Origin of the sequence: Dactylosporangium fulvum (assembly GCF_025137375.1) — a bacterium.
Lineage (GTDB): Bacteria > Actinomycetota > Actinomycetes > Mycobacteriales > Micromonosporaceae > Dactylosporangium > Dactylosporangium fulvum.
The window spans coordinates 6,225,055-6,249,783 of record NZ_CP073720.1 but is presented as its reverse complement, the minus strand read 5'-3'; the positions used below and the strand labels follow the sequence as shown (position 1 = coordinate 6,249,783).

Annotated in this window: 2 protein-coding genes; both read left to right on the top strand. The window is 75.7% G+C overall.

Features of this window, described 5'->3' with window-relative positions:
- Window positions 1–10: 10 nt before the first annotated feature.
- Window positions 11–23,965: a type I polyketide synthase gene (locus Dfulv_RS29085; protein WP_259856812.1), complete on the top strand. Its 23,955-nt coding sequence runs from the start codon at window positions 11–13 to the stop codon at window positions 23,963–23,965.
- On the top strand, window positions 23,962–24,723 hold the full coding sequence (locus tag Dfulv_RS29080) for a thioesterase II family protein (protein WP_259856811.1): 762 nt from the start codon (window positions 23,962–23,964) through the stop codon (window positions 24,721–24,723). The genes Dfulv_RS29085 and Dfulv_RS29080 overlap by 4 nt, the downstream gene beginning before the upstream one ends.
- Window positions 24,724–24,729: the final 6 nt, after the last annotated feature.

Below are 24,729 nucleotides of genomic sequence, written 5' to 3'. Positions count from 1 at the left end.
TGGGGTTGTCATGAACGAGGACAAGCTCCGGGACTACCTGAAGTGGGTCACCAACGACCTCCACCAGACCCGTCTCCGCCTCCGTGAGCTGGAGGCCGCACAGCAGGAGCCCATCGCGATCGTCGCGATGGGCTGCCGCTTCCCGGGCGGCGTACGGTCACCCGAGGACCTGTGGCGGCTCCTGCTCGACGGCCGGGACGCCCTCACCGGCTTCCCGGCCGACCGTGGCTGGGACCTCGGCACCCTGTTCGACGACGACCCCGAACGGCAGGGCACCACGTACGCACGGGTCGGCGGGTTCCTCGACGGCGTCGCCGGCTTCGACGCCGAGCTGTTCGGGATCTCGCCCCGCGAGGCCCTCGCGATGGACCCGCAGCAGCGGCTGCTGCTGGAGACGTCGTGGGAGCTGTTCGAGCGGGCCGGCCTCGACCCGCACTCCCTCAAGGGCACTCCCACCGGCGTGTTCGTCGGCACCAACGGCCAGGAGTACCTGAACCTGCTCACCCGGGCCGAAGAGAACGTCGAGGGCTACCTCGGCACCGGCAACGCGGCCAGCGTCGTCTCCGGGCGCATCTCGTATACGTTCGGGCTCGAAGGACCCGCCGTCACCGTCGACACCGCCTGTTCCGCCTCGCTGGTCGCGCTGCACCTGGCCACCACGGCGCTGCGGCGCGGGGAATGCTCCCTCGCCGTCGCCGGCGGTGCGACCGTCATGTCGACGCCGGGCGTGTTCGTGGAGTTCAGCCGGCAGCGGGGCCTGGCCGTTGATGGGCGGTGCAAGGCGTTCTCCGACGATGCGGACGGCACCGGCTGGGGTGAGGGTGTCGGTCTGCTGTTGCTGGAGCGGTTGTCGGACGCGCGGCGCAACGGTCACCCGGTCCTGGCCGTCGTGAAGGGCAGCGCGGTCAACCAGGACGGTGCGTCCAACGGGCTGACGGCCCCGAACGGTCCGTCGCAGCAGCGGGTGATCCGGGCGGCGCTGGCCGCGGCGGGTGTCGCGGCCTCCGAGGTGGACGTGGTCGAGGCGCACGGCACCGGCACCGCGCTGGGTGACCCGATCGAGGCGCAGGCCCTCCTCGCCACCTACGGACAGGACCGCTCGCCGGATCACCCGCTGTGGCTGGGGTCGGTCAAGTCGAACCTCGGTCATACCCAGGCCGCCGCCGGTGTCGCCGGAATCATCAAGATGGTCCAGGCGATGCGGCATGGCGTCCTCCCGCCGACCCTGCACGTCTCCGCGCCGTCGTCACACGTCGACTGGTCGGCGGGCGCCGTCGAGCTGCTCACCTCCGCACGTGACTGGCCGGCCGTGGAGCGCCCACGCCGCGCCGGCGTCTCGTCGTTCGGCGTCTCCGGCACCAACGCGCACGTGATCCTGGAGCAGGCACCCGAGCCCGAGCCGGCTGCGGAGCCGTCCCGGGCGGTGCTGCCGGTCGTCCCGTGGCCGGTGTCGGCCCACACCGAGCCGGGGCTGGACGCTCAGGTGACGCGGCTGCGGTCCGTCGCCGCCGATCCGGTGGACGTCGGGTTCTCCCTGGCCACTACCCGTGCCCGGTTTGATCACCGCGCCGTGTTGCTCGGCGGGACGGTGGTGCGCGGCCGGGTCCGTGACGGCAGGAACGCGATGCTGTTCACGGGTCAGGGTGCGCAGTGGTCGGGGATGGGCCGGGGGTTGTATGAGGCGTTCCCGGTGTTCGCGGCGGCGTATGACGCGGTCTGCGACCAGATCGAGGGTCTGCGTTCCGCTGAAGGTCCGGTGCTGGACGAGACCCGGTGGACGCAGCCGGCGCTGTTCGCGTTTGAGGTGGCCGCTTACCGGCTGCTCGAGTCGTGGGGTCTCACACCTGACTATCTGCTGGGGCACTCGATCGGTGAGCTGGCCGCCGCGCACGTGGCTGGAGTCTGGGATCTTGAGGGTGCGTGCCGGATCGTGGAGGCGCGTGGCCGGTTGATGCAGGCGCTGCCGTCCGGCGGCGCGATGATCGCGGTGCAGGCTTCCGAAGAAGCCGTGCGGGCTGCGTTGGTTGACGGTGCGGAGATCGCCGCAGTCAACGGTCCGGATGCGGTGGTGCTGTCCGGTGATGAGGATGCCGTCGAGGCGGTTGCCGCCTCGCTGAACGTGAAATCTAAGCGGTTGCGGGTGTCGCACGCGTTCCACTCCGCACGTATGGACGGGATGTTGGCGGAGTTCCGGGCCGTGGTCGCGGCGGTGCCGGCGCGTGAGCCGGTCATTCCGGTGGTGCCGGCCGGCGACGGGCACTTCACGGATCCGGATTATTGGGTGCGGCAGGTGCGGGGGACCGTGCGGTTCGCTGACGGGGTGGCGACGCTGCGGGCTTCCGGTGTGTCTCGGTTCCTGGAGGTCGGACCCGACGGGGTGCTGTCGGCCCTGGTCGAGGACGGCATTCCTGTGGCGCGCAAGGGCCGCGATGAGGTGACCACGTTCCTGACGGCCGTGGCCAGGGCGCACGTGAGCGGGTGGTCGCCGGACTGGACGCGGGTGTTCGGCAACGCGGCTGTGGTCGAGCTGCCGACGTATGCCTTCCAGCGGCAACGGTACTGGCCCACGTTGCACCCGAAGTCCACTGTGGATAATTGGTGCTACCGCGAGATCTGGAAGCCGCTGGCTGTAACCGGACGGCTGGCTGGTCGCTGGGCCGTGGTGGGCGCCGGCGCCGTTCCGATTGCTGAGGCACTTACGGCGGCGGGTGCGGTGCCGGTGGTGGTGTCGTCGCCGCACGAAATCCCTATCGGCGAGGTCGCCGGTGTCGTCGCGCTCGTTGACGATGCGGTGGCGGCGTTGGCGGTGGTGCAGGCGGGTGTCAGCGCGCCGCTGTGGTGTGTCACCCGCGGCGCTGACGATGTGTGGGGTCTCGGGCGGGTCGCGGCGTTGGAGTACCCGGACCGGTGGGGTGGTCTGGTCGACCTGCCGGCCGAGCCGTCTGCTGCGGATCTTGTCGCGTTGTGTGGTGTGCTCGGTGGTGCCGAGGATCAGGTGAGGATCCGCGACGGGGTTGCGTCGGGGCGGCGGTTGGTGCGGGCCGTGGTCACCGGTCCGGAGTGGCGGCCGCGTGGCACGGTGCTGGTCACGGGTGGCACGGGTGCGTTGGGTGGGCATGTCGCCGGGTGGCTGCTCGCGTCGGGTGCGGAGCGGGTGGTGCTGGCGAGCCGCCGGGGTGGTGTGTCGGACGACGAGCGGGTGGTGTTCGCCGCCTGTGACGTGACGGACGGGCAGGCGGTGCATGACCTGGTCGGCCGGTACGTTCCGTCGGCGGTGGTGCATGCGGCGGGGGTCGTTGATGACGGTGTCATCGACGGGCTCACGCCGGAGCGGATGGCGGCGGTCGCGGCGGCGAAGGTCGACGGCGCCCGACACCTGGACGAGGCGACCCGTGGTCTGCGGCTGGACGCGTTTGTGCTGTTTTCGTCGTTCGCCGGAGCCGTGGGCTCGGCGGGGCAGGCCAACTACGCCGCCGCGAACGCCGCGCTCGACGGGATCGCGCGCGGGCGCCGTGCGGCCGGGCTGCCCGCCGTCTCCATCGCGTGGGGCACCTGGGCCGGCGACGGCATGGCCGGTGGCCACGAGGTCGCCGAGCGGCACCGCCGCGGTGGCGTGCGGCCGATGCCGCCCGACCTGGCGGTGACCGCACTCGCCCGCGCCGCCACCGGCACCGAGGCGAACCCCGTCGTCGCCGACGTCGACTGGGACCGGTTCGGGCCGGCGTTCACGGCCAACCGGCCCGCACCGCTCATCGAAGAGCTCCTCCCCGCGGTCGCCGGGCGGCCGGACAGCGGCGGCTCTCTCGCCGACCGGCTCCTCGCCCTGCCCGGCGGCGAGCGTGAGGCGCTGCTGCTCGACATCGTGCGCGAGCGGGCCGCCGCGGTGCTCGGCCACGCCGACCCGGCCGCCGTCGGCCCGGACCGGGCGTTCCGCGACCTCGGCTTCGACTCGCTCACCGCCGTCGAGTTCCGCAACACGCTCGCCGCCGCCGGTGGTCTCACGCTGCCCTCGACGCTCGTCTTCGACTACCCGACGCCGACCGGCCTCGCCCGGTACCTGCTGGAACAGCTGGTCGGGCCGAGCGAGGACCCGGGCGGAAGCCGCGCCGGGCGCACCGCTGCCCCGGCCGACGAGCCGATCGCCATCGTGGCGATGGCGGGCCGGTTCCCCGGCGGGGTCCGCACGCCGGAGGACCTGTGGGAGCTGCTCGCCGCGGGCCGCGACGGGCTCGGCGAGTTTCCGGCCGACCGGGGCTGGGACCTCGACGGGCTGTTCGATCCCGACCCGGACCGTATCGGCACGTCGTACACGCGGGTCGGCGGGTTCCTCGACGAGGTCGCCGGCTTCGACGCCGGGTTCTTCGGCGTCTCGCCCCGCGAGGCGCTCGCGATGGATCCGCAGCAGCGGCTGCTGTTGGAGACGGCGTGGGAGGTGTTCGAGCGGGCCGGTGTCGACCCGCATTCCCTCAAGGGCACCCCCACCGGTGTCTTCGTCGGCACCAACGGGCAGGACTACCCCGCCGTCCTCGCGCACGGCACCGAGAACGTGGAGGGCTACCAGGGCACCGGCAACGCGGCGAGTGTCGTGTCGGGCCGGATCTCGTACACGTTCGGGCTCGAAGGACCCGCCGTCACCGTCGACACCGCATGCTCCTCGTCGCTGGTGGCGCTGCACCTGGCCGTACAGTCGCTGCGACGGGGCGAGTCCGGCCTGGCCGTCGCCGGTGGCGTCACCGTGATGTCGACACCCGGCCTCTTCGTGGAATTCAGCCGGCAGCGGGGCCTGGCCGTCGACGGGCGGTGCAAGGCGTTCTCCGACGACGCGGACGGCACCGGCTGGGGCGAGGGTGTCGGCCTGCTGTTGCTGGAGCGGTTGTCGGACGCGCGGCGCAACGGTCACCCGGTCCTGGCCGTCGTGAAGGGCAGCGCGGTCAACCAGGACGGTGCGTCCAACGGGCTGACGGCCCCGAACGGTCCGTCGCAGCAGCGGGTGATCCGGGCGGCGTTGGCTGCCGCCGGGCTCGAGGCGTCCGAGGTGGACGTGGTCGAGGCGCACGGTACCGGCACGGCGTTGGGTGACCCGATCGAGGCGCAGGCGCTGTTGGCGACCTACGGGCAGCACCGGGACCGTCCGCTGTGGCTGGGGTCGGTGAAGTCGAACCTCGGTCACACCCAGGCCGCTGCCGGTGTCGCCGGGGTGATGAAGATGGTCCTCGCCCTGCGGCACCGCACCCTGCCCCGCACACTGCACGTCACCGCACCCTCGTCACACGTCGACTGGTCGGCCGGCGCCGTCGAACTGCTCGCCGAGGCCCGCGACTGGCCGGTCACGGACCGGCCGCGCCGCGCCGGCGTCTCGTCGTTCGGCGTCTCCGGTACCAACGCCCACGTCATCCTGGAAGAAGCCCCGGTCGCGGCCGAGCCCGAGCCGGGAGAACCCGCCGCCGTGCCGCCCGCCGTCACGTGGCTGCTGTCCGCACGCACGGGCGAGGCACTGCGCGCGCAGGCCGGCCGGCTCCGCTCGTACGTCGTCGAACACCCCGGACTCGACGCGGTGGACGTCGGCCATGCGCTGGTCACCACCCGGGCCGCGCTCGAGCACCGCGCCGCCGTCGTCGGCACCGGCCGCGAGGCGCTGCTCCGGGCGCTCGGCGACCTCGCCGACGGCGCCCCGTCCGGCGACGTCGTCACCGGCCGTGCCCGCCCGGCCGGCAAGGTCGCGTTCCTGTTCCCCGGTCAGGGCTCGCAGTGGGCCGGGATGGCGCTCGGCCTGCTCGACACGGAGCCGGTCTTCGCCGACCACATCGCCCGGTGCGAGGCGGCGCTCGCGCCGCACGTCGACTGGCGCCTCACCGCGGTCCTGCGCGGCGAGCCCGGCGCGGCCTCGCTCGACCGGGTCGACGTCGTCCAGCCCGTCCTCTTCGCCGTCATGGTGTCGCTCGCCGCCGTGTGGCGCGCCCGGGGCGTCGAACCGTCCGCCGTCGTCGGGCACAGCCAGGGCGAGATCGCCGCCGCCTGCGTGGCCGGGGTCCTGTCGCTCGACGACGCGGCCCGGGTCGTCGCGCTGCGCAGCAAGGCGCTGCTCGCGCTGTCCGGCCGCGGCGGCATGATGTCGGTCTCGGCGCCGCTCGCCGAGGTCGAGCGGCGCATCGCCGCCTGGGACGGCCGGCTCTCCGTCGCCGCCGTCAACGGCCCGGCCTCCATCGTCGTCTCCGGCGACGTCGACGCCGTCGACGGGCTGCTCGCCGCCTGCGCCGCCGACGACGTCCGCGCCCGCCGGATCGACGTCGACTACGCCTCGCACTCCGCCCACGTCGAGGCCATCCGCGGCACGCTCCTCGACGTGCTCGCCCCGGTCGTGCCCCGCGACGGTGCGGTGGCGTTCCGCTCCACCGTCGACGGTGACCACGCCGGGCTGACCGTCGGGTCGGCCGGGTACTGGTACGCCAACCTGCGTCACACGGTCGCGTTCGAGCCGGTCGTACGGTCGCTCGCCGCCGCCGGATACACCGCGTTCGTCGAGGTCAGCCCGCACCCGGTGGTGACCGTCGGGGTCCAGGAGACACTCGACGACCTCGGCGCCGACGCCGTTGTCACCGGCACCTTGCGCCGCGACGACGGCGGTCCGGCCCGCGTCCTCGCCTCCCTCGCCCAGCTGTGGACCCACGGCGGTCCCGCCGACTGGAGCGCGGTCCTCGCCGGGACGGGCGCACCGGCCGTACCGCTGCCGACCTACCCGTTCCAGCACGAGCGCTACTGGCCGACGCTCGTCCCCGGCCCGACCGGCGCCGCCACGGCCTACGACAGCCGGTTCTGGGACGCGGTCGAGCGGGCCGACGCCGGCGGGCTCGCCGACGCGCTCCACGTCGACCACGCCGTCCTCGAACCGCTGCTGCCGGCGCTCGTGACCTGGCACCGCGAACAGCGGACCGGCGCGACCGCCGACGTGTGGCGGTACCGCACCGTCTGGAAGCCGCTGACCTCCGCACCCGGCCCCGGACCGGACGGACGGTGGATCGCGCTCGTCTCCGGCGACACGGGAGCCACGGTCCTCGACGGGCTCGCCGCGCTCGGCGTCGACCTGGCCGTGGTACCGGTCGACGCCGCCACCGCCGACCGGGCCGCCCTCTCGGCCGCCGTGGCCGGGGTCGCCGGCCCCGCCGGTGTCCTGTCGCTGCTCGCCCTCGACGACCGGCCCCGCGCCGACGTCCCGGCCCTGCGCGCCGGTACCGCCGCCACCCTCCTGCTCGCCCAAGCGCTCGACGACCTCGCCGTGGACGCTCCACTGTGGTGCCTCACCGCGGGCGCCGTCTCCACCGGCGCCGCCGACCCGGTGCGCGCCGTCGACCAGGCGGCCGTCTGGGGCCTCGGCCGGGTCGTCGCCCTGGAACAGCCCACCCGCTGGGGCGGCCTCGTCGACCTGCCCGACGGGACGGACACCGCCGCCGTGCGCCGGCTCGCGGCGGTCCTCGCCGGCGGCACCGGTGAGGACCAGGTCGCCGTCCGCGCCTCCGGCACACTCGTCCGGCGCCTCACCCCCGCACCGGCCCCGGCCGGCACCGACGACTGGCGGCCCACCGGCACCGTCCTGGTCACCGGCGGCACCGGCGCACTCGGCGCCCGCGTCGCCAGCTGGCTCGCCGGCCGCGGCGCCGAACGGCTCGTCCTGGTCAGCCGCCGCGGGCCGGACGCACCCGGCGCCGCCGAACTCACGGCCGACCTCGCCGCGCTCGGCGCCGCCGTCACGGTCGTGGCGTGCGATCTCGCCGACCGCTCCGCCGTCGCCGGCATGCTCGCCGCCGTCGAACGCGACGGCCCACCGGTCCGCGCCGTGGTCCACGCGGCCGGCCTGCCGCAGTCGCAGCCGCTGCCCGGCATGAGCCTCGACGACTTCGCCGCCGTCTACGCCGGCAAGGCCGCCGGCGCCCGCCACCTCGGCACGCTCCTCGCCGGCCGGGACCTCGACGCGTTCATCCTGTTCTCGTCGATCGCCGCGGCCTGGGGCAGCGGCGGGCAGGCCGCCTACGCCGCCGGCAACGCCGTCCTCGACGCGGTCGCGCAGGAACTGCGCGGCCAGGGCCACCCGGCCACCTCCGTCCAGTGGGGCGCCTGGGCCGGCAGCGGCATGGCCGCCGACGACACCTCCCGCGACGCCCTGCTGCGCCGCGGCATCCGCCCCATGTCACCGGACACGGCCCTCGCCGCGCTCCAGCGGGCCGTCGCCGGACGCGAACCCGTCATCACGGTCGCGGACGTCGACTGGGCGCGGTTCGTCCCCGCCTTCACCGCGGCGCGGCCGAGCCCGCTCCTCGCCGACCTGCCCGGCGTGGCCGACCTGACCGCCGCGGCCGGCGCGCCCGCCGACGGTGCCGCCGGGAACGCCCTGCGCGACCGGCTCGCCCCGCTCGTCGCCACCGAGCGTGACGCGGCCCTGCTCGACCTGGTCCGGGCCGAGGCCGCCGCGGTGCTGCGGCACCAGGACACCGGCACCGTCGAACCGTCCCGGCCGTTCCGCGACCTCGGCTTCGACTCGCTCACCGCCGTCGAGCTGCGCAACCGGCTCGTCACCGCGACCGGGCTGCGGCTGCCGGCCACGCTGGTGTTCGACCACCCGACCGCACGTGACGTCGCCGCCCACCTCGGGGCGCAGCTGTTCGGCGCCGCGGCCGGCCCGGAGGGTGCGGCCGCAGTGCCGGAACGAGCTGACGAGCCGATCGCGATCGTCGCGATGAGCTGCCGGTTCCCCGGCGGCGTCGGCTCCGCCGAGGACCTGTGGCGCCTGGTCGAGGCCGGCACCGACGCCGTCGGCGCCATGCCGGCCGACCGGGGCTGGGACATCAAGGGGTTGTACGGGCCGTCCGCGGACGGCCGCAGCACGACCACCGAGGGCGGCTTCCTCGACGGCGCGGCGCTGTTCGACGCCGGGCTGTTCAACATCTCGCCCCGTGAGGCGCTCGCGATGGACCCGCAGCAGCGGCTGCTGCTGGAGACGTCGTGGGAGCTGTTCGAGCGGGCCGGCCTCGATCCGGCCGCGCTGCGCGGGAGCCCGACCGGCGTGTTCGTCGGCGCGTCGCCGTCCGGCTACGCCGCCGGCCTCACCACCGTCCCCGACGAGCTCGCCGGGCACCTGCTCACCGGGAACTCCGGCAGTGTCCTGTCCGGCCGGCTCTCCTACACGTACGGGCTGGAAGGCCCGGCCGTCACCGTCGACACCGCCTGCTCCTCGTCGCTGGTCGCCCTGCACCTCGCCGTCCAGGCGCTGCGGCGCGGCGAGTGCGGCCTGGCCGTCGCCGGCGGCGTCACCGTCATGGCCACGCCCGGCGTCTTCGCCGAGTTCAGCCGCCAGGGCGGGCTCGCCGCGCAGGGCCGCTGCAAGGCGTTCGCCGACGACGCCGACGGCACCGGCTGGGGCGAGGGCGTGGGCCTGCTGCTCGTCGAGCGGCTCTCCGACGCCCGCCGCAACGGCCACCCGATCCTCGCCGTCGTGAAGGGCAGCGCGGTCAACCAGGACGGCGCGTCCAACGGCCTCACCGCACCCAACGGCCCGTCACAGCAGCGTGTCATCCGCGCCGCGCTCGCCGCCGCCGGGCTCGAGGCGTCCGAAGTGGACGCGGTCGAGGCACACGGCACCGGCACCACGCTCGGTGACCCGATCGAGGCCCAGGCCCTCCTCGCCACCTACGGACAGGACCGCTCGCCGGATCGTCCGCTGTGGCTGGGCTCGGTCAAGTCGAACATCGGCCACACCCAGGCCGCCGCCGGTGTCGCCGGGGTCATCAAGACCGTCATGGCCCTGCGACACGCACACCTGCCCCGCACGCTCCACGTCACCGCGCCGTCGTCCAAGGTGGACTGGTCGGCCGGGTCGGTCGAGCTCCTCACCGAGGCGCGCGACTGGCCCGCGGTCGAGCGGCCCAGGCGCGCCGCGGTGTCGGCGTTCGGCGTCAGCGGTACCAACGCCCACGTCATCCTCGAAGCGGCACCCGAGCAGGCGGACGTCCTCCCCGGGCCCGGCCTGCCGGTGGTGGCGTGGCCGCTGTCCGCCCGCGGCACCCGCGCACTGCGGGACCAGGCCGACCGGCTCCGCGCCCTCGTCACGGAACGCACGGACCTCGACCCCGACGATGTCGGCGCCACGCTCGGCGCCGCCCGCGCGCACCTCGAACACCGCGCCGTGGTGCTCGGCGCCGAGCGAGCCGCGCTTCTCGCCGGCCTCGGCCACCTCGACGGCGCCGGGGTCGTGCGGGGTCAGGTCCGCGAGGGCGGGTCGGCGATCCTGTTCACGGGTCAGGGCGCGCAGCGCCCCGGCATGGGCCGCGGCCTGTACGAGGCGTTCCCGGTGTTCGCGGCGGCCTACGACGAGGTCTGCTTCCTGGTGGAAGGCCTGCGCGACGTCGACGGCCCGGCGCTGGACGAGACGCGCTGGACCCAGCCGGCGTTGTTCGCCTTTGAGGTGGCCGCCTACCGGCTCCTCGAATCGTGGGGCCTGACGCCGGACTACCTGCTGGGGCACTCGATCGGTGAGCTGGCCGCCGCGCACGTCGCGGGGGTGTGGGACCTCGAAGGTGCCTGCCGGATCGTCGAAGCGCGCGGCCGGTTGATGCAGGCGCTGCCGCCCGGCGGCGCCATGATCGCGGTGCAGGCGTCCGAGGACGCCGTCCGGGCCGCGCTGGTCGACGGCGCCTCGATCGCCGCGGTCAACGGGCCGGACGCGGTGGTCGTCTCCGGCGACGAAGCAGCCGTCGAAGCCGTCGCCGCCGCGCTGAACGTGAAGACCAAGCGGCTGCGGGTCTCGCACGCGTTCCACTCCCACCGCATGGACGGCATGCTGGGCGAGTTCCGGACCGTGGTGGCGGCGGTCCCGGCGCGCAAGCCGGTCATTCCGGTCGTGCCGACCAGTGACGGGGACATGACGGATCCGGACTACTGGGTGCGGCAGGTCCGCGGCACCGTCCGCTTCGCCGACGGGGTCGCCACCCTGCGCGCCCGCAACGTGACCCACTTCCTGGAAGCCGGACCCGACGGCGTCCTGTCCGCACTCGTCGACGACGGCATCCCCGTCGCCCGCAAGGACCGCGACGAGGCCACCACCTTCATGACCGCCGTGGCCAGGGCGCACGTGACCGGCTGGTCGCCGGACTGGGCCAAGGTCTTCGCCGGGGCCCGCCGCACCGACCTGCCGACGTACGCGTTCCAGCGGCAGCGGTACTGGCTCGACGGCCCGACCGGCGGCACGGACCCGGCCGCGTTCGGCCAGCGCGCCACCGACCACCCGCTCCTCGGCGCGGCCGTGCCCGTCGCCGGCGGGGACGGGGTCCTGCTCACCGGCCGGGCCACCCTCCAGCGCCACCCGTGGCTCGCCGAGCACGTCGTCCACGGCGTCGCCTACGTGCCCGGCGCCGTCCTCGTCGACCTCGCCGTCCGGGCCGCCGACGAGGTCGGCTGCGACCGGGTCGACGAACTCGTCGTGGAGACGTCGCTGCCCGTACCGGCGGACGGCACCGTCGAGCTCCAGGCGGCGGTCGGCCCCGCCGACGCTGCCGGCGCCCGCCCGGTGACCCTGTTCAGCCGGACCGGTGGCGCCGGCTGGACCCGGCACGCCCACGGCACCCTGACCCGTGGCCCGGCGCCCACCGCCGACCCGCTCGGCCAGTGGCCGCCGGCCGGCGCCGAACCGGTCCCCGTCGACACCCTGTACGAGCGGTGGGCCGAGGCCGGCTTCGCCTACGGCCCGGCGTTCCGCGGCCTCCGCGCCGCCTGGAAAACCGGCGGCGCCGTCTACGCCGAGGTCGAGGTGCCGCAGCAGCCCGGCGATGCCGGCTTCGGCCTGCGACCCGCCCTGCTCGACGCGGCACTGCACGCCCTCGCCCTCGGCGCCCTGCCCGGCCTCGACGGCGACCTGTTGCCGTTCGCCTGGAACGGCTTCACCCTCCACGCCACCGGCGCGGAGCGGCTCCGGGTCCGGCTGACCGCGACCGGCCGCCCCGGCACGGTCACCGTCCTGCTCGCCGACCCCACCGGCGCCCCGGTCGCCACCGCCGACGCGCTCGTCATGCGCCCCACCACGGTCCCCGCCGTGCGGCCCGACCGGCCGGAGACCGTCACCGGCGCCGCCGCACCGGCCCGCCGCCGGGCCGCCACCACGGCCGCCGCCGCACCGCCCGCCGACGGGCTCGCCGGCCGGCTCGCCGGTCTCGCCGAACCGGACCGGCAGCAGCTGCTCGTCGACCTCGTCCGGGAACGGACCGCCGCCGTCCTCGGCTACGCCGACGCCGGTGACGTCGACGCCGACCAGCCGTTCAAGAACCTCGGCGTCAATTCCCTCACCGCCGTCGAGCTGCGCAACGCCCTCACCGAGGCGACCGGGATGCGCCTGCCCGCCACCCTCGTGTTCGACCGGCCCACCCCGGCGGCCGTCGCCACCCACCTGCACCACGAACTGCTCGGCCGGCCCGAGGCGGACACCGCGCCGGTCGTCGCGCCCGCCACCGTCGACGAGCCGATCGCCATCGTCGGCCTCGGCTGCCGCTTCCCCGGCGGCGTGCAGACCCCCGACGACCTGTGGGACCTCGTCCTGTCCGGCGGCGACGCGATCAGCGGCTTCCCCACCAACCGGGGCTGGGACCTCGAGGCCCTCTACAACCCCGACCCGGACGCCCCCGGCACCTGCTACGCCCAGGGCGGCGGGTTCCTGCACGACGCCGGCGACTTCGACCCCGCCTTCTTCGGCATCTCGCCCCGCGAGGCCCTGGCGATGGACCCCCAGCACCGGATCCTCCTGGAGCTCTCCTGGGAGGCACTCGAACACGCCGGGTTCGACCCGGTCGCGCTGCGCGGCAGCCAGACCGGCGTCTTCGCCGGCGTCACCTACCAGGACTACGTCGGCCTTCTCATGCTCGCCAAGGAACGGGCCGAAGGGCTCATCGGCAGCGGCAACTCGTTCAGCGTCCTGTCCGGCCGGATCGCTTACAGCCTGGGCCTCGAAGGGCCGGCCGTGTCCGTCGACACCGCCTGCTCCTCGTCGCTGGTGGCCCTGCACTGGGCGATCCAGTCGCTGCGCGCCGGCGACTGCACCCTCGCCCTCGCCGGCGGCGTGACGGTCATGTCGACCCCGGTGTCCCTCATCGACTACAGCCGTCAGCGGGCCCTCGCCCCCGACGGGCGGTGCAAGCCGTTCTCCGCCGCCGCCGACGGCGCCAGCTGGTCCGAGGGCGCCGGCATGGTCGTCCTCGAACGCCTCTCGGACGCGCGGCGGCTCGGGCACCGGGTCCTCGCCGTCATCCGGGGCAGCGCCGTCAACCAGGACGGCGCCTCCAACGGCCTCACCGCACCCAACGGCCCCGCGCAGCAGCGGGTCATCCGGCGCGCTCTCGCCAACGCCCGCCTCGCGCCGGCCGACGTCGACGCCGTCGAGGCGCACGGGACCGGCACCCCGCTGGGCGACCCGATCGAGGCGCAGGCCCTCCTCGCCACGTACGGGCAGGGCCGCGACCCCGGCCGTCCGCTGTGGCTCGGCTCGCTGAAGTCGAACATCGGCCACCCGCAGGCCGCCGCCGGTGTCGCCGGGATCATCAAGATGGTCCAGGCGCTGCGGCACGGCGTCCTGCCGCCGACCCTCCACGTCACCGAGCCGTCGCCGCACGTCGACTGGTCGGCCGGCGCCGTCGAACTGCTCACCGAGGCGCGGGAGTGGCCGTCGGCAGGGCGGCCGCGGCGGGCGGGCGTGTCGTCGTTCGGCATGAGCGGCACCAACGCGCACGTCATCCTGGAGCAGGCGCCCGAGGCCGAGCCCGCCGCGGCGGACCGGGAGGTCCTGCCCGTCGTGCCGTGGCCGGTGTCCGCCCGGACCGAGGCGGGCGTCGACGCGCAGGTCGAGCGGCTGCGGTCCGTCGACGCCGACCCGGTGGACGTCGGGTTCTCCCTGGCCACGACCCGCACGCAGTTCGACCACCGAGCCGTGCTGCTGGGCGAGACGGTGATCCGCGGTCAGGCGCGCAAGGGAGCCTCCGCGATGCTGTTCACGGGTCAGGGTGCGCAGTGGTCGGGGATGGGCCGGGGGTTGTATGAGGCGTTCCCGGTGTTCGCAGCGGCGTATGACGCGGTCTGTGACCGTATCGAGGGTCTGCGGGATGTTGACGGCGCGGTGTTGGACGAGACGCGGTGGACGCAGCCGGCGTTGTTCGCGTTTGAGGTGGCCGCCTACCGGCTGCTCGAGTCGTGGGGCCTGAAGCCGGACTTCCTGCTGGGACACTCGATCGGTGAGCTGGCCGCGGCGCATGTGGCCGGGGTGTGGGACCTGGAAGGTTCCTGCCGGATCGTGGAGGCTCGTGGCCGGTTGATGCAGGCGTTGCCGTCGGGTGGCGCGATGATCGCCGTCCAGGCGGACGAGGCTACGGTCCGGGCGGCGCTGGTCGACGGTGTCTCGATCGCTGCGGTGAACGGTCCGGATGCGGTGGTGCTTTCCGGTGACGAGGATGCCGTCGAGGCGGTGGCCGCGTCGTTGAACGTGAAGTCCAAGCGGTTGCGGGTTTCGCACGCGTTCCATTCCCACCGCATGGACGGGATGCTCGAGGAGTTCCGGGCCGTGGTCGCGGCGGTCCCGGTGCGTGAGCCGGTCATTCCGGTGGTGCCGGCTGCTGATGGGGATTTCACGGATCCGGATTATTGGGTGCGGCAGGTGCGGGGGACCGTGCGGTTCGCCGACGGTGTGGCGACGCTGCGGGCTTCCGGTGTGTCCCGGTTCCTGGAGGTCGGACCCGACGGGGTGCTGTCGGCCCTGGTCGAGGACGGGATCCCGGTCGCGCGCAAGGGCCGCGACGAGGTGACCACGTTCCTGACGGCCGTGGCCAGGGCGCACGTGAGCGGCTGGTCGCCGGACTGGACCAAGATGTTCGGCAACGCGGCCGTGGTCGAGCTGCCGACGTACGGGTTCCAGCGGCAGCGGTACTGGCCGACCATCGAGACGGCGCCGACCGGCACCACCGCCGCCGACCCGGCCGACGCCCGGTTCTGGGACGCGGTCGAGCGGGCCGACGTCGCCGCCCTCACCGGCACCCTCCAGGTCGACGCCGACGCGCTCGCGCCGCTGCTGCCGGCCCTGACCGCCTGGCGGCGCCGCAAGGACGAACGCGTCACGGTGGACGCGTGGCGGTACCGGATCCGCTGGCGGCCCGCCGACGAACCCGAATCCGCCCTCACCGGCACCTGGCTCGTCGTGCACCCCGGCGGCACCGGCCACCTCGACGGGGTGGTCGCCGGGCTGCGCCGCGCGGGCGCCACGGTGGTCACGGTCGCCGCGTCGGCCGGTGACTCCCGCCAGACGCTGGCCGCGCTGCTCGGGGAACAGCCCGCCGGCCTCGCCGGCATCGTGTCGCTGATGGCCCTCGCCGAGCCCGGCGCCGCGGAGGTCCCCGCCGCGCTCGCCGCCACCACGGCCCTCGTCCAGGCCCTCGCCGACCTCGGCCTCGACGCGCCGCTGTGGTGCGTCACCAGCGGCGCCGTGTCGATCGGCGCGTCCGACCCGCTGCGCGACGCGGTCCAGGCCGGGGTGTGGGGCCTCGGCCGGGCCGCCGCCCTGGAGTACCCGCAGCTCTGGGGCGGCCTCGTCGACGTGCCCGCGACCCTTGACGAACGCAGTGCCCAGCGGCTCGCCGCCGTCCTCAGCGGCCAGGCCGAGGACCAGCTCGCCATCCGGCCGTCCGGCGTTTTCGTCCGCCGGCTGGTCCACGCGCCGGCCCCCGATCGCGGCACCGGCGAGGCATGGCGGCCCCGCGGTACCGCCCTCGTCACCGGCGGCACCGGCGCGCTCGGTGCCCACGTCGCCCGCTGGCTCGCCGGCAGCGGCGCCGAGCACCTCGTGCTCACCAGCCGGCGCGGTGAAGGCGCACCCGGCGTGGCCGAACTGCGCGACGAGCTCACCGCGCTGGGCACCCGGGTCACCGTCGCCGCCTGCGACGTCGCCGACCGCGCCGCCGTCGCCGCACTCCTCGGCACGCTGCCCGACCTGCGGGTCGTGGTCCACGCCGCCGGCGTTCCCCAGTCGGCGGTCCTCGACGGCATGTCGCCGGCCGACTTCGGCGCCGTCTACGCGCCGAAGGCCGCCGGTGCCCGGCACCTCGACGAACTTCTCGGCGACCGCGAGCTCGACGCGTTCGTGCTGTTCTCATCGATCTCGGCGACCTGGGGCAGCGGCGGCCAGGCCGCGTACGCCGCCGCCAACGCCGTGCTCGACGGGGTCGCGCAGCACCGCCGCGCCCGCGGCCTCGCCGGCACCGCCGTCGCGTGGGGCCCGTGGGGCGGCGGTGGTATGGTCACCGCGGAGGAGGGCACCGAGGAGTTCCTGCGCCGGCGTGGCCTGCGCGTGCTCGACCCGGACCGGGCGGTGACCGCGCTGCGCGGCGCGCTCGACCTGAACGAGACCGCCGTCACCGTCGCCGACGTCGACTGGGCGAAGTTCGCGCCCGGCTTCACCGGCTCGCGGCCCAGCCCGCTGCTCGGCGACCTGCCGGCGGTCGCCGCGCTCGACGCCGCCGACGACCCGGCCGCCACGGCCGCCGCGGGGACGCTGCGCGACCGGCTGGCCGGCCTCGCCGCCGCCGACCGGGTCGCGGAACTGCTCGACCTGGTGCGGACCGAGGCCGCGACGGCCCTCGGGCACACCGGCGCGGACGCGGTCGACGCCGGACAGGCGTTCCGCGACCTCGGCTTCGACTCGCTGACCGCCGTGGAGCTGCGCAACCGGCTCAACGCCACCACCGGCCTCAAGCTGCCGGCCACCCTGCTGTTCGACCACCCGACGGCGGCGGCACTCGCCGAGCACCTCGCCGGTGAACTCGGCGGTGAACTCGGCGGCGGGCCCGCCGCCGTCGTCGCGCCGGCCGGCGACCGGTCCGGCGAGCCCATCGCCATCGTCAGCATGAGCTGCCGGTTCCCCGGCGGGGTGCGGTCGCCGGAGGCGCTGTGGGACCTCGTCGCCGGCGGTGGGGACGCGGTCACCCCGTTCCCGGCCGACCGGGGCTGGGACACCGAGGCGCTCTACGACCCCGATCCCGACCACCCCGGCACCTCCTATGTCCGCGAGGGCGCCTTCCTCGACGGCGTCGCCGACTTCGACCCGCAGTTCTTCGGCATCTCGCCGCGTGAGGCGCTGACCATGGATCCGCAGCAGCGGCTGCTGCTGGAGGTCGCGTGGGAGGCGTTCGAACGCGCCGGGATCGACCCCGGCTCGGTGCGCGGCGAGCGGATCGGCGTGTTCGCCGGCACCAACGGCCAGGACTACATCGCCACCCTCGCCGCCGCCTCCGCGTTCGACGAGGGGTACGTCGGCACCGGCAACACCGCGGCCGTCATGTCCGGCCGGATCTCCTACACCCTCGGCCTGGAAGGCCCCGCCGTCACCGTCGACACGGCCTGCTCGTCGTCGCTGGTCGCCATGCACTGGGCCGCGCAGGCACTGCGCAACGGCGAGTGCGAACTGGCGCTCGCCGGCGGCGTGACGGTCATGACGACACCCGGCTCGTTCATCGCCTTCAGCCGGCAGCGCGGCCTCGCCGCCGACGGGCGGTGCAAGGCGTTCTCCGCCGAAGCCGACGGCACGAACTGGGGCGAGGGCGCCGGGCTGGTGCTGCTCGAACGGCTCTCCGACGCGCGCCGCAACGGCCACCGGGTCCTCGCGGTCATCCGCGCCGGCGGGGTCAACCAGGACGGCGCGAGCAACGGGCTCACCGCGCCCAACGGCCCGGCGCAGCAGCGGCTCATCCGGCAGGTCCTCGCCACCGCGGGCCTGCGCCCCGCCGACGTGGACCTGCTGGAGGCGCACGGCACCGGCACCTCCCTCGGCGACCCGATCGAGGCGCAGGCGCTGCTCGCGACGTACGGCCAGGACCGCGATCCGGACCGCCCGCTGTGGCTGGGCTCGGTCAAGTCGAACATCGGCCACACCCAGGCCGCCGCCGGCGTCGCCGGGGTCATCAAGGCCGTCCAGGCGCTGCGGCACCGCGTCCTGCCGCCGACCCTGCACGCCGGGACGCCGTCGCAGCACGTCGACTGGACCGCCGGGGCCGTCCGGCTGCTCACCGGGGCCGTCGACTGGCAGTCCGGGGCCGGGCCCCGGCGCGCGGGCGTGTCCGCGTTCGGCATCAGCGGTACCAACGCCCACCTGATCCTGGAAGAGGCCCCGGACCCCGCCGAGGCGACCCCGGAGAGCACCGGGCAGGCCGTCGCGTGGATGCTGTCCGGCCGCGGCGCCGACGCGCTCGCCGCCCAGGCCGCCGCCCTCGCCGGGCACCTCGACGACCACCCCGGCGAGCGGCCGGAGGACGTCGCCGCGACCCTCGCCGCCGGGCGGGCGCTGCTCGCCGACCGGGCCGCCGTCGTCGGCGCGGACCGCGACGAGCTGATCGCCGGGCTGCGCGCCGTCGCCGCCGGCACCGGCCACCCGGCTGTCCTGCGGGCCGCGCCGGCCCGGTCCGGGCGCACGGCGGTGCTGTTCACCGGCCAGGGCGCGCAACGCGAGGGCATGGGGCGGGAGCTGTACGACCGGTACCCCGTCTTCGCCGCCGCGTTCGACGCCGCCTGCGCCCGGTTCGACACGGCGCTGGACCGGCCGCTGCGTGACGTCGCCTTCGCCGGCGGGCCGCTGCTGGACCGCACCGGCTTCACCCAGCCCGCGCTGTTCGCGTTCGAGCTGGCGATGTTCCGCCTCGCCGAGTCCGTCGGGCTGGTCGCCGACGCGGTCCTCGGCCACTCCGTCGGCGAGCTCGTCGCCGCCCACGTCGCCGGCGTCTTCGACCTCGACGACGCCTGCCGGCTGGTGGCCGCCCGCGCCGCGCTCATGGAGGCGCTGCCCGGCGGCGGCGCCATGGTCGCCGTGCAGGCCACCGAGGACGAGGTCCGGCCGCTGCTCGACGACACCGCCGGGATCGCGGCCGTCAACGGCGCCTCGGCCGTCGTCGTCTCCGGCGACGAGCCGGCCGTCGAGCGGATCGCCGCGCACTTCACCGCCGCCGGCCGCCGCGCCCGGCGGCTGCGGGTCAGCCACGCGTTCCACTCGCCGCGGATGGACGGCATGCTGGCCGACTTCGGCCGGGTCGCCGCGAGTGTCACGTACGCACCGCCGCGGCTGCCGGTCGTGAGCAACCTCAGCGGCGCGCTCGCCACCGCCGCCGAACTGACCGACCCCGGCTACTGGGTGCGCCACGTGCGGGAGGCGGTCCGCTTCGCCGACGGCGTCGCCGCGTTGCGCGCCGCCGGGTACACCCGGTTCGTCGAGGTGGGGCCGGACGCCGTGCTCACTGCGATGGCTCAGGACGACCTGCCGGGCGACGCGCTCTGCGTCGCCCTGTCGCGCCGCGACCGGCCGGAGGACGAGGCGTTCCTGCGCGGTGTCGCGCAGCTCGTCGCGGCCGGTGCCGGTGCGGACCGCCGGGCCGCGTTCACCGTTCCCGGCGCCCGGGTGATCGACCTGCCGACGTACGCGTTCCGGCGGCAGCGGTACTGGCCCCGCACCGGCACGGCGGCCGGCACCGACCTCACCGCCGCCGGGCTGGACGCGGCGGGCCACCCGCTGCTCGGCGCCGCCGTCACCCTCGCCGACGCCGGCACCGTCCTGCTCACCGGCCGGCTGTCGCTGCGGACCCACCCGTGGCTCGCCGACCACGCCCTGCCCGGCGCCGCGATCCTGCCCGGCACGGCGCTGCTGGAACTGGCGCTGCGCGCCGGCGACGAGGCGGGCTGCCCGGTCGTCGAGGAGCTGACGCTCGCCGCGCCGCTCCCGCTGCCCGAGCGGGGCGCGGTCGAGGTGCAGGTCCGCGCCGAAGCGGCCGACGAGAGCGGTCGCCGCCAGGTCACCGTGCACGCCAGGACCGCCGGCGGCGACCAGCCGTGGACGCTGCACGCGACGGGCGTGCTGGCCCAGGACGGGCCGGGCCCCACGAGCGGAGCGGCGGCGGTGTGGCCGCCCGCCGGTGCGGCGCCCGTCCCGCTCGACGGCTTCTACGAGGGCCTCGCCGAGGCCGGGTTCCGCTACGGACCCGTCTTCCGCGGCCTGCGGGGCGTGTGGCGGGCCGGTGCCGACGTGCACGCCGAGGTCGTACTGCCGGCCCCGGCCGACGAGGACGCCGGACGGTACGCCGCGCACCCCGCCCTGCTCGACGCCGCGCTGCACGCGGTCGCGTTCACCGGCCTCGGCCGGACCGACCGCGGCCGGCTGCCGTTCGCCTGGTCCGGCGTCACGGTCCACGCCACCGGCGCCACCCGGCTGCGGGTGACGCTGCGGACGCTCGGCCCGGACGCGGTGTCGCTCGACGTCACCGATCCGGCCGGCGCCCCGGTGGCCACCGTCGCGTCGCTGACGCTGCGCGAGCTCGCGGCGGCCGTACCGTCCACAGCGGAGGTCCCCGACGGGCTGCTGCGACTCGACTGGCCGGCGCTTCGGCTCACCCCCGGCGAACCCCGGGCCCTGCGGTGGGCGGTCGTCGGCGAGGACCCGCTCGGCTTCGGCGCCGCCGCCGACGCCGCCGGGGTGCACCTGGAGTCGTACGCGGACCTCACCGCCCTGGCCGGCGCCGCCGCCGGTGGCGCACCCGTGCCCGCCGCGGTGTTCGTCGTGTGCTCCGGCCGCCTCGCCGCGGACCCGGCGCAGGCCGCACACGCCCTGACCGCGCGGGCCCTCGACGCGGTGCGGGCCTGGCTCGACGCGCCGGCGTTCGCCGCGTCGCGGCTGGTGTTCCTCACCCGCGGCGCCGTCGGCGACGACGTCCGCGACCCGGCCGCGGCCGCCGTGCACGGGCTCGTCCGCTCGGCCCGGTCCGAGAACCCCGGCCGCTTCGCCCTCGTTGATCTCGACACGTCCGCCGAGTCCCTCGCCGTCCTGCCGGCCGCCCTCGACAGCGACGAGGACGACCTGCTGATCCAGCACGGCACCGTCCGCGTGCCCCGCCTCGCCCAGGTGAGCGGCCACGACGAGCTCGTGCCGCCCGCCGGTGCCGGCGCGTGGCGGCTGGCCGTGGGCGCCCAGGGCACCCTCGAGACGCTCGCCCTCGAACCCGCCGAGGAGGCCACCGGCGCGCTGCGCCCCGGCCAGGTGCGCATCCGGGTCCGGGCCGCCGGCGTCAACTTCCGCGACGTGCTCAACGCGCTCGGCATGTATCCGGGCGAGGCCGGCGCGCTGGGCCAGGAGGGCGCCGGTGTCGTGACCGAGGTCGGGCCCGGCGTCAGCGGATTCGCCGTCGGGGACCGGGTCATGGGCATGTTCCCCGGCGCGTTCGGCCCCGTCGCCGTCGCCGACCACCGCATGGTCGTCGCGGTGCCCGACGGCTGGTCGGACACCCGGGCGGCGTCGGTACCGCTGGTGTTCCTCACCGCCTACTACGCCCTCGTCGAGCTCGGCGACCTGCGGCCCGGCCAGCGGGTGCTGGTGCACGCCGCGGCGGGCGGCGTCGGCATGGCCGCCGTCCAGCTGGCCCGCCACCTCGGCGCGGAGGTCTTCGCGACCGCCGGCCAGGGCAAGTGGCCGGTCGTGCACGGCCTCGGCGTCGACGCGGACCACCTCGCCTCCTCGCGGACCCTCGGCTTCGCCGGCGAGTTCCTGGCACGGACCGCGGGGGAGGGCGTCGACCTCGTCCTCAACGCGCTCGCCCGGGACTTCGTCGACGCCTCGCTGCGGCTGCTGCCGCGCGGCGGCCGGTTCCTCGAGATGGGCAAGACCGACGTCCGGGACGCCGACGCGGTGGCCGCCGCCCACCCCGGCGTGGAGTACCAGGCCTTCGACCTCATCGAGGCCGGGCCCGACCGCATCGGCGCCATGCTGCGGGAGCTCGTCACGCTGTTCGACCGGGGCGTCCTGGAACCGCTGCCGGTCACCGCCGCCGACGTGCGGCGGGCCCGCGACGCGTTCCGCTACATCAGCCAGACCCGTCACGTCGGCAAGGTCGTCCTCACCGTGCCCGAGGCCCTGCCCGCGCCGTGGCGGCCCGACGGCACGGTGCTCGTCACCGGCGGCACCGGCGGGCTCGGCGCCGAGCTCGCCCGCCACCTGGCGACCCGGCACGGCGTGCGGCACCTGCTGCTGGCCAGCCGGAGCGGGGAACGGGCCGCCGGTGCGGACATGTTGCGTGCCGAGCTGGCCGGGCACGGCACGGAGGTCACCGTCGCCGCGTGCGACGTGACCGACCGGGACGCCGTGGCCGGCCTGCTGGCCGCGATCCCGGCCGACCGGCCGCTGACCGCGATCGTCCACACCGCCGGCGTGCTCGACGACGCGACCGTCGGCACCCTCGACGCGGCCCGGCTCGCCGCGGTACTGCGGCCCAAGGTCGACGCCGTCACCCACCTCGACGCGCTCACCGCGGGCCACGACCTGGCCGCGTTTGTCGTGTATTCCTCGGTGTCGGGGATGGTCGGCGGCGCCGGGCAGGCGAACTACGCGGCGGCGAACGCGTTCCTCGACGCGTGGGCCGCCGGCCGCGCCGCCCGCGGCCTGCCCGCCACCGCCCTGGCCTGGGGGCCGTGGGTGACCGGCAGCGGCATGACGAGCGAGCTGTCCGACGCCGACGTGCGGCGCATGTCCCGCGGCGGCCTGGTGCCCCTCGACGCCGCCCGTGGCCTGGCCCTGTTCGACGCCGCGCTGGGCCGCGCCGAGCCGCTCGCGGTGCCGATGCGCGTCGACGCGAATGCCCTGCGCGAGCTGGGTGACGGCGTGGCGCCGCTGCTGCGTGGCCTCGTCCGTGGCCCGGCCCGCCGCACCGCGGCGCGTGGCCCGGCCGCACCGGTGTCGCTGCTCGACCGCCTCGCCGGTCGGAGCGCCGAGGAGCGGGAAGCACTGCTGCTGGAGGCGATCCGGACACAGGTCGCCACGGTGCTGGGCTTCACCACGCCCGACGCCGTCCAGCCCGCGCAGAGCCTGCTCGAGGCGGGCTTCGACTCGCTGACCGCCGTGGAACTGCGCAACCGGCTCGGCGCCGCGACCGGACTGCGGCTGCCGCCGACACTGGTGTTCGACCACCCGACGCCCGCCGCGCTCGCCGCGCACCTGCTCGGCGAGCTGGCCGGCACGGCGCAGACCCCGGCTGCGGCACCGGCTGCGGCCGGGCCCCCGGCCGCCCAGGAGGACGGCATCGGCGCGCTGTTCCGCACCGCCTGCCGCAACGGGCAGGTCGACCAGGGCTACGCGTTGCTGCGCAGTGCGGCGGCGCTGCGCCCGGCCTTCAAGACCCGGGCCGACTTCGGCCGGGAGCTGCAGCCGGTGAAGCTGGCCTCCGGCGCGGCCGAGCGGCCGGTCCTCGTCTGCTTCAGCTCGTTCGTGGCGCTCGCGGGCGTCCACCAGTACGCGCGGCTGGCCGCCGGCTTCCGGGAGACGTTCGACGTCTGGGCGCTGTCGGTGCCCGGCTTCCTGACCGGCGAGCGGCTCCCGGCGACGTGGGAGACCGTCACCGACATGCAGGCCGAACTGGTCGGCGAGTGTGTCGGCGGCCGCCCGGCCGTGCTGCTCGGCTCGTCCGGCGGCGGGCTGCTCGCCCACGCCGCCGCGTCGCGCCTGCAGGAGCTGGGCACCCCGGCGGCCGGGGTCGTGCTGCTGGACACGTACCCGGCGACCGAGGACTCGCCGCTGGCGAAGTTCCAGGCCGAGCTCATCGACGGCATGTTCGACCGGCAGGGCCTCTTCGCGACACTGGACTCCGCCCGCCTGACCGCGATGAGCTGGTACTTCGACCTCTTCGCCGGTTGGCGCCCGGCGCCGCTGGCCGCGTCGTCGCTGCTGCTGCGCTCCTCCGAGCCGATCGTGGCCGCCGGGCCGGACGGGCCGTACAGCCGCGAGGAGTGGCAGACCTCGTGGCAGGACGCGGACACGACGATCGACGTGCCCGGCAACCACTTCACGATGATGGAGCACCACGCCGGCACGACCGCGGAGGCGGTCCGGCGGTGGGTCGACAGCGCGGTCGCGCCGGAAAGGGCAGAACGATGACAACCACGACCTCCCCGACCACCACCGGCGACACGTGGGTGCGCCGCTACCATCCGCACCCCGACGCCCCGGTCCGGCTGGTGTGCTTCCCGCACGCCGGCAGCTCCGCGCCGTACTTCCTGCCGATGGCCGCCGGCCTGGGCGCGGACGTCGACGTGCTGTCCATGCAGTACCCGGGCCGGCAGGAGCGCCGCCACGAGCCGCTCGTCGACAGCGTCGACGTGCTGGCCGACCGCTGCGCCGAGGCCCTGCTGCCCTGGCTGGACCGGCCGTTCGCGCTGTTCGGCCACAGCATGGGCGCGACGGTCGCGTTCGAGGTGGCGCGCCGGCTCGCGGCCCGGGACCTGCACCCGGTGCACCTGCTCGCCTCCGGCCGGCGGGCGCCGTCCCGGCCGCGGGACGAGCACGTCCACCGCCGTGACGACGACGGCATCATCGCCGAGATGCGCTCGCTGAGCGGCACCGACAACCGGGTGTTCGGCGAGGAGGAACTGCTGCGGATGGTGCTGCCGATCATCCGCAACGACTACCGGGCGGCCGAGACCTACGTCTACCGGGAGGGGCCGCCGCTGTGCTGCCCGGTCACCGTCCTCACCGGGCGCGACGACCCGAAGGTCACCGTCGACGAGGCCGACGCCTGGCGCGACCACACGACCGGGCCGGCCGTGGTGCACGTCTTCGACGGCGGCCACTTCTTCCTCGCCGACCATCAGCCGGCCGTGCTCGCCCTGGTCACCGCGGCGCTGAAGAGCGCCTGAAGCCGA

Bases quoted from the DNA above. Each gene is read 5' to 3' on its own strand.
- Dfulv_RS29085 (WP_259856812.1), top strand. From the start codon at position 11: ATGAACGAGGACAAGCTCCGGGACTACCTGAAGTGGGTCACCAACGAC.
- Dfulv_RS29080 (WP_259856811.1), top strand. From the start codon at position 23,962: ATGACAACCACGACCTCCCCGACCACCACCGGCGACACGTGGGTGCGC.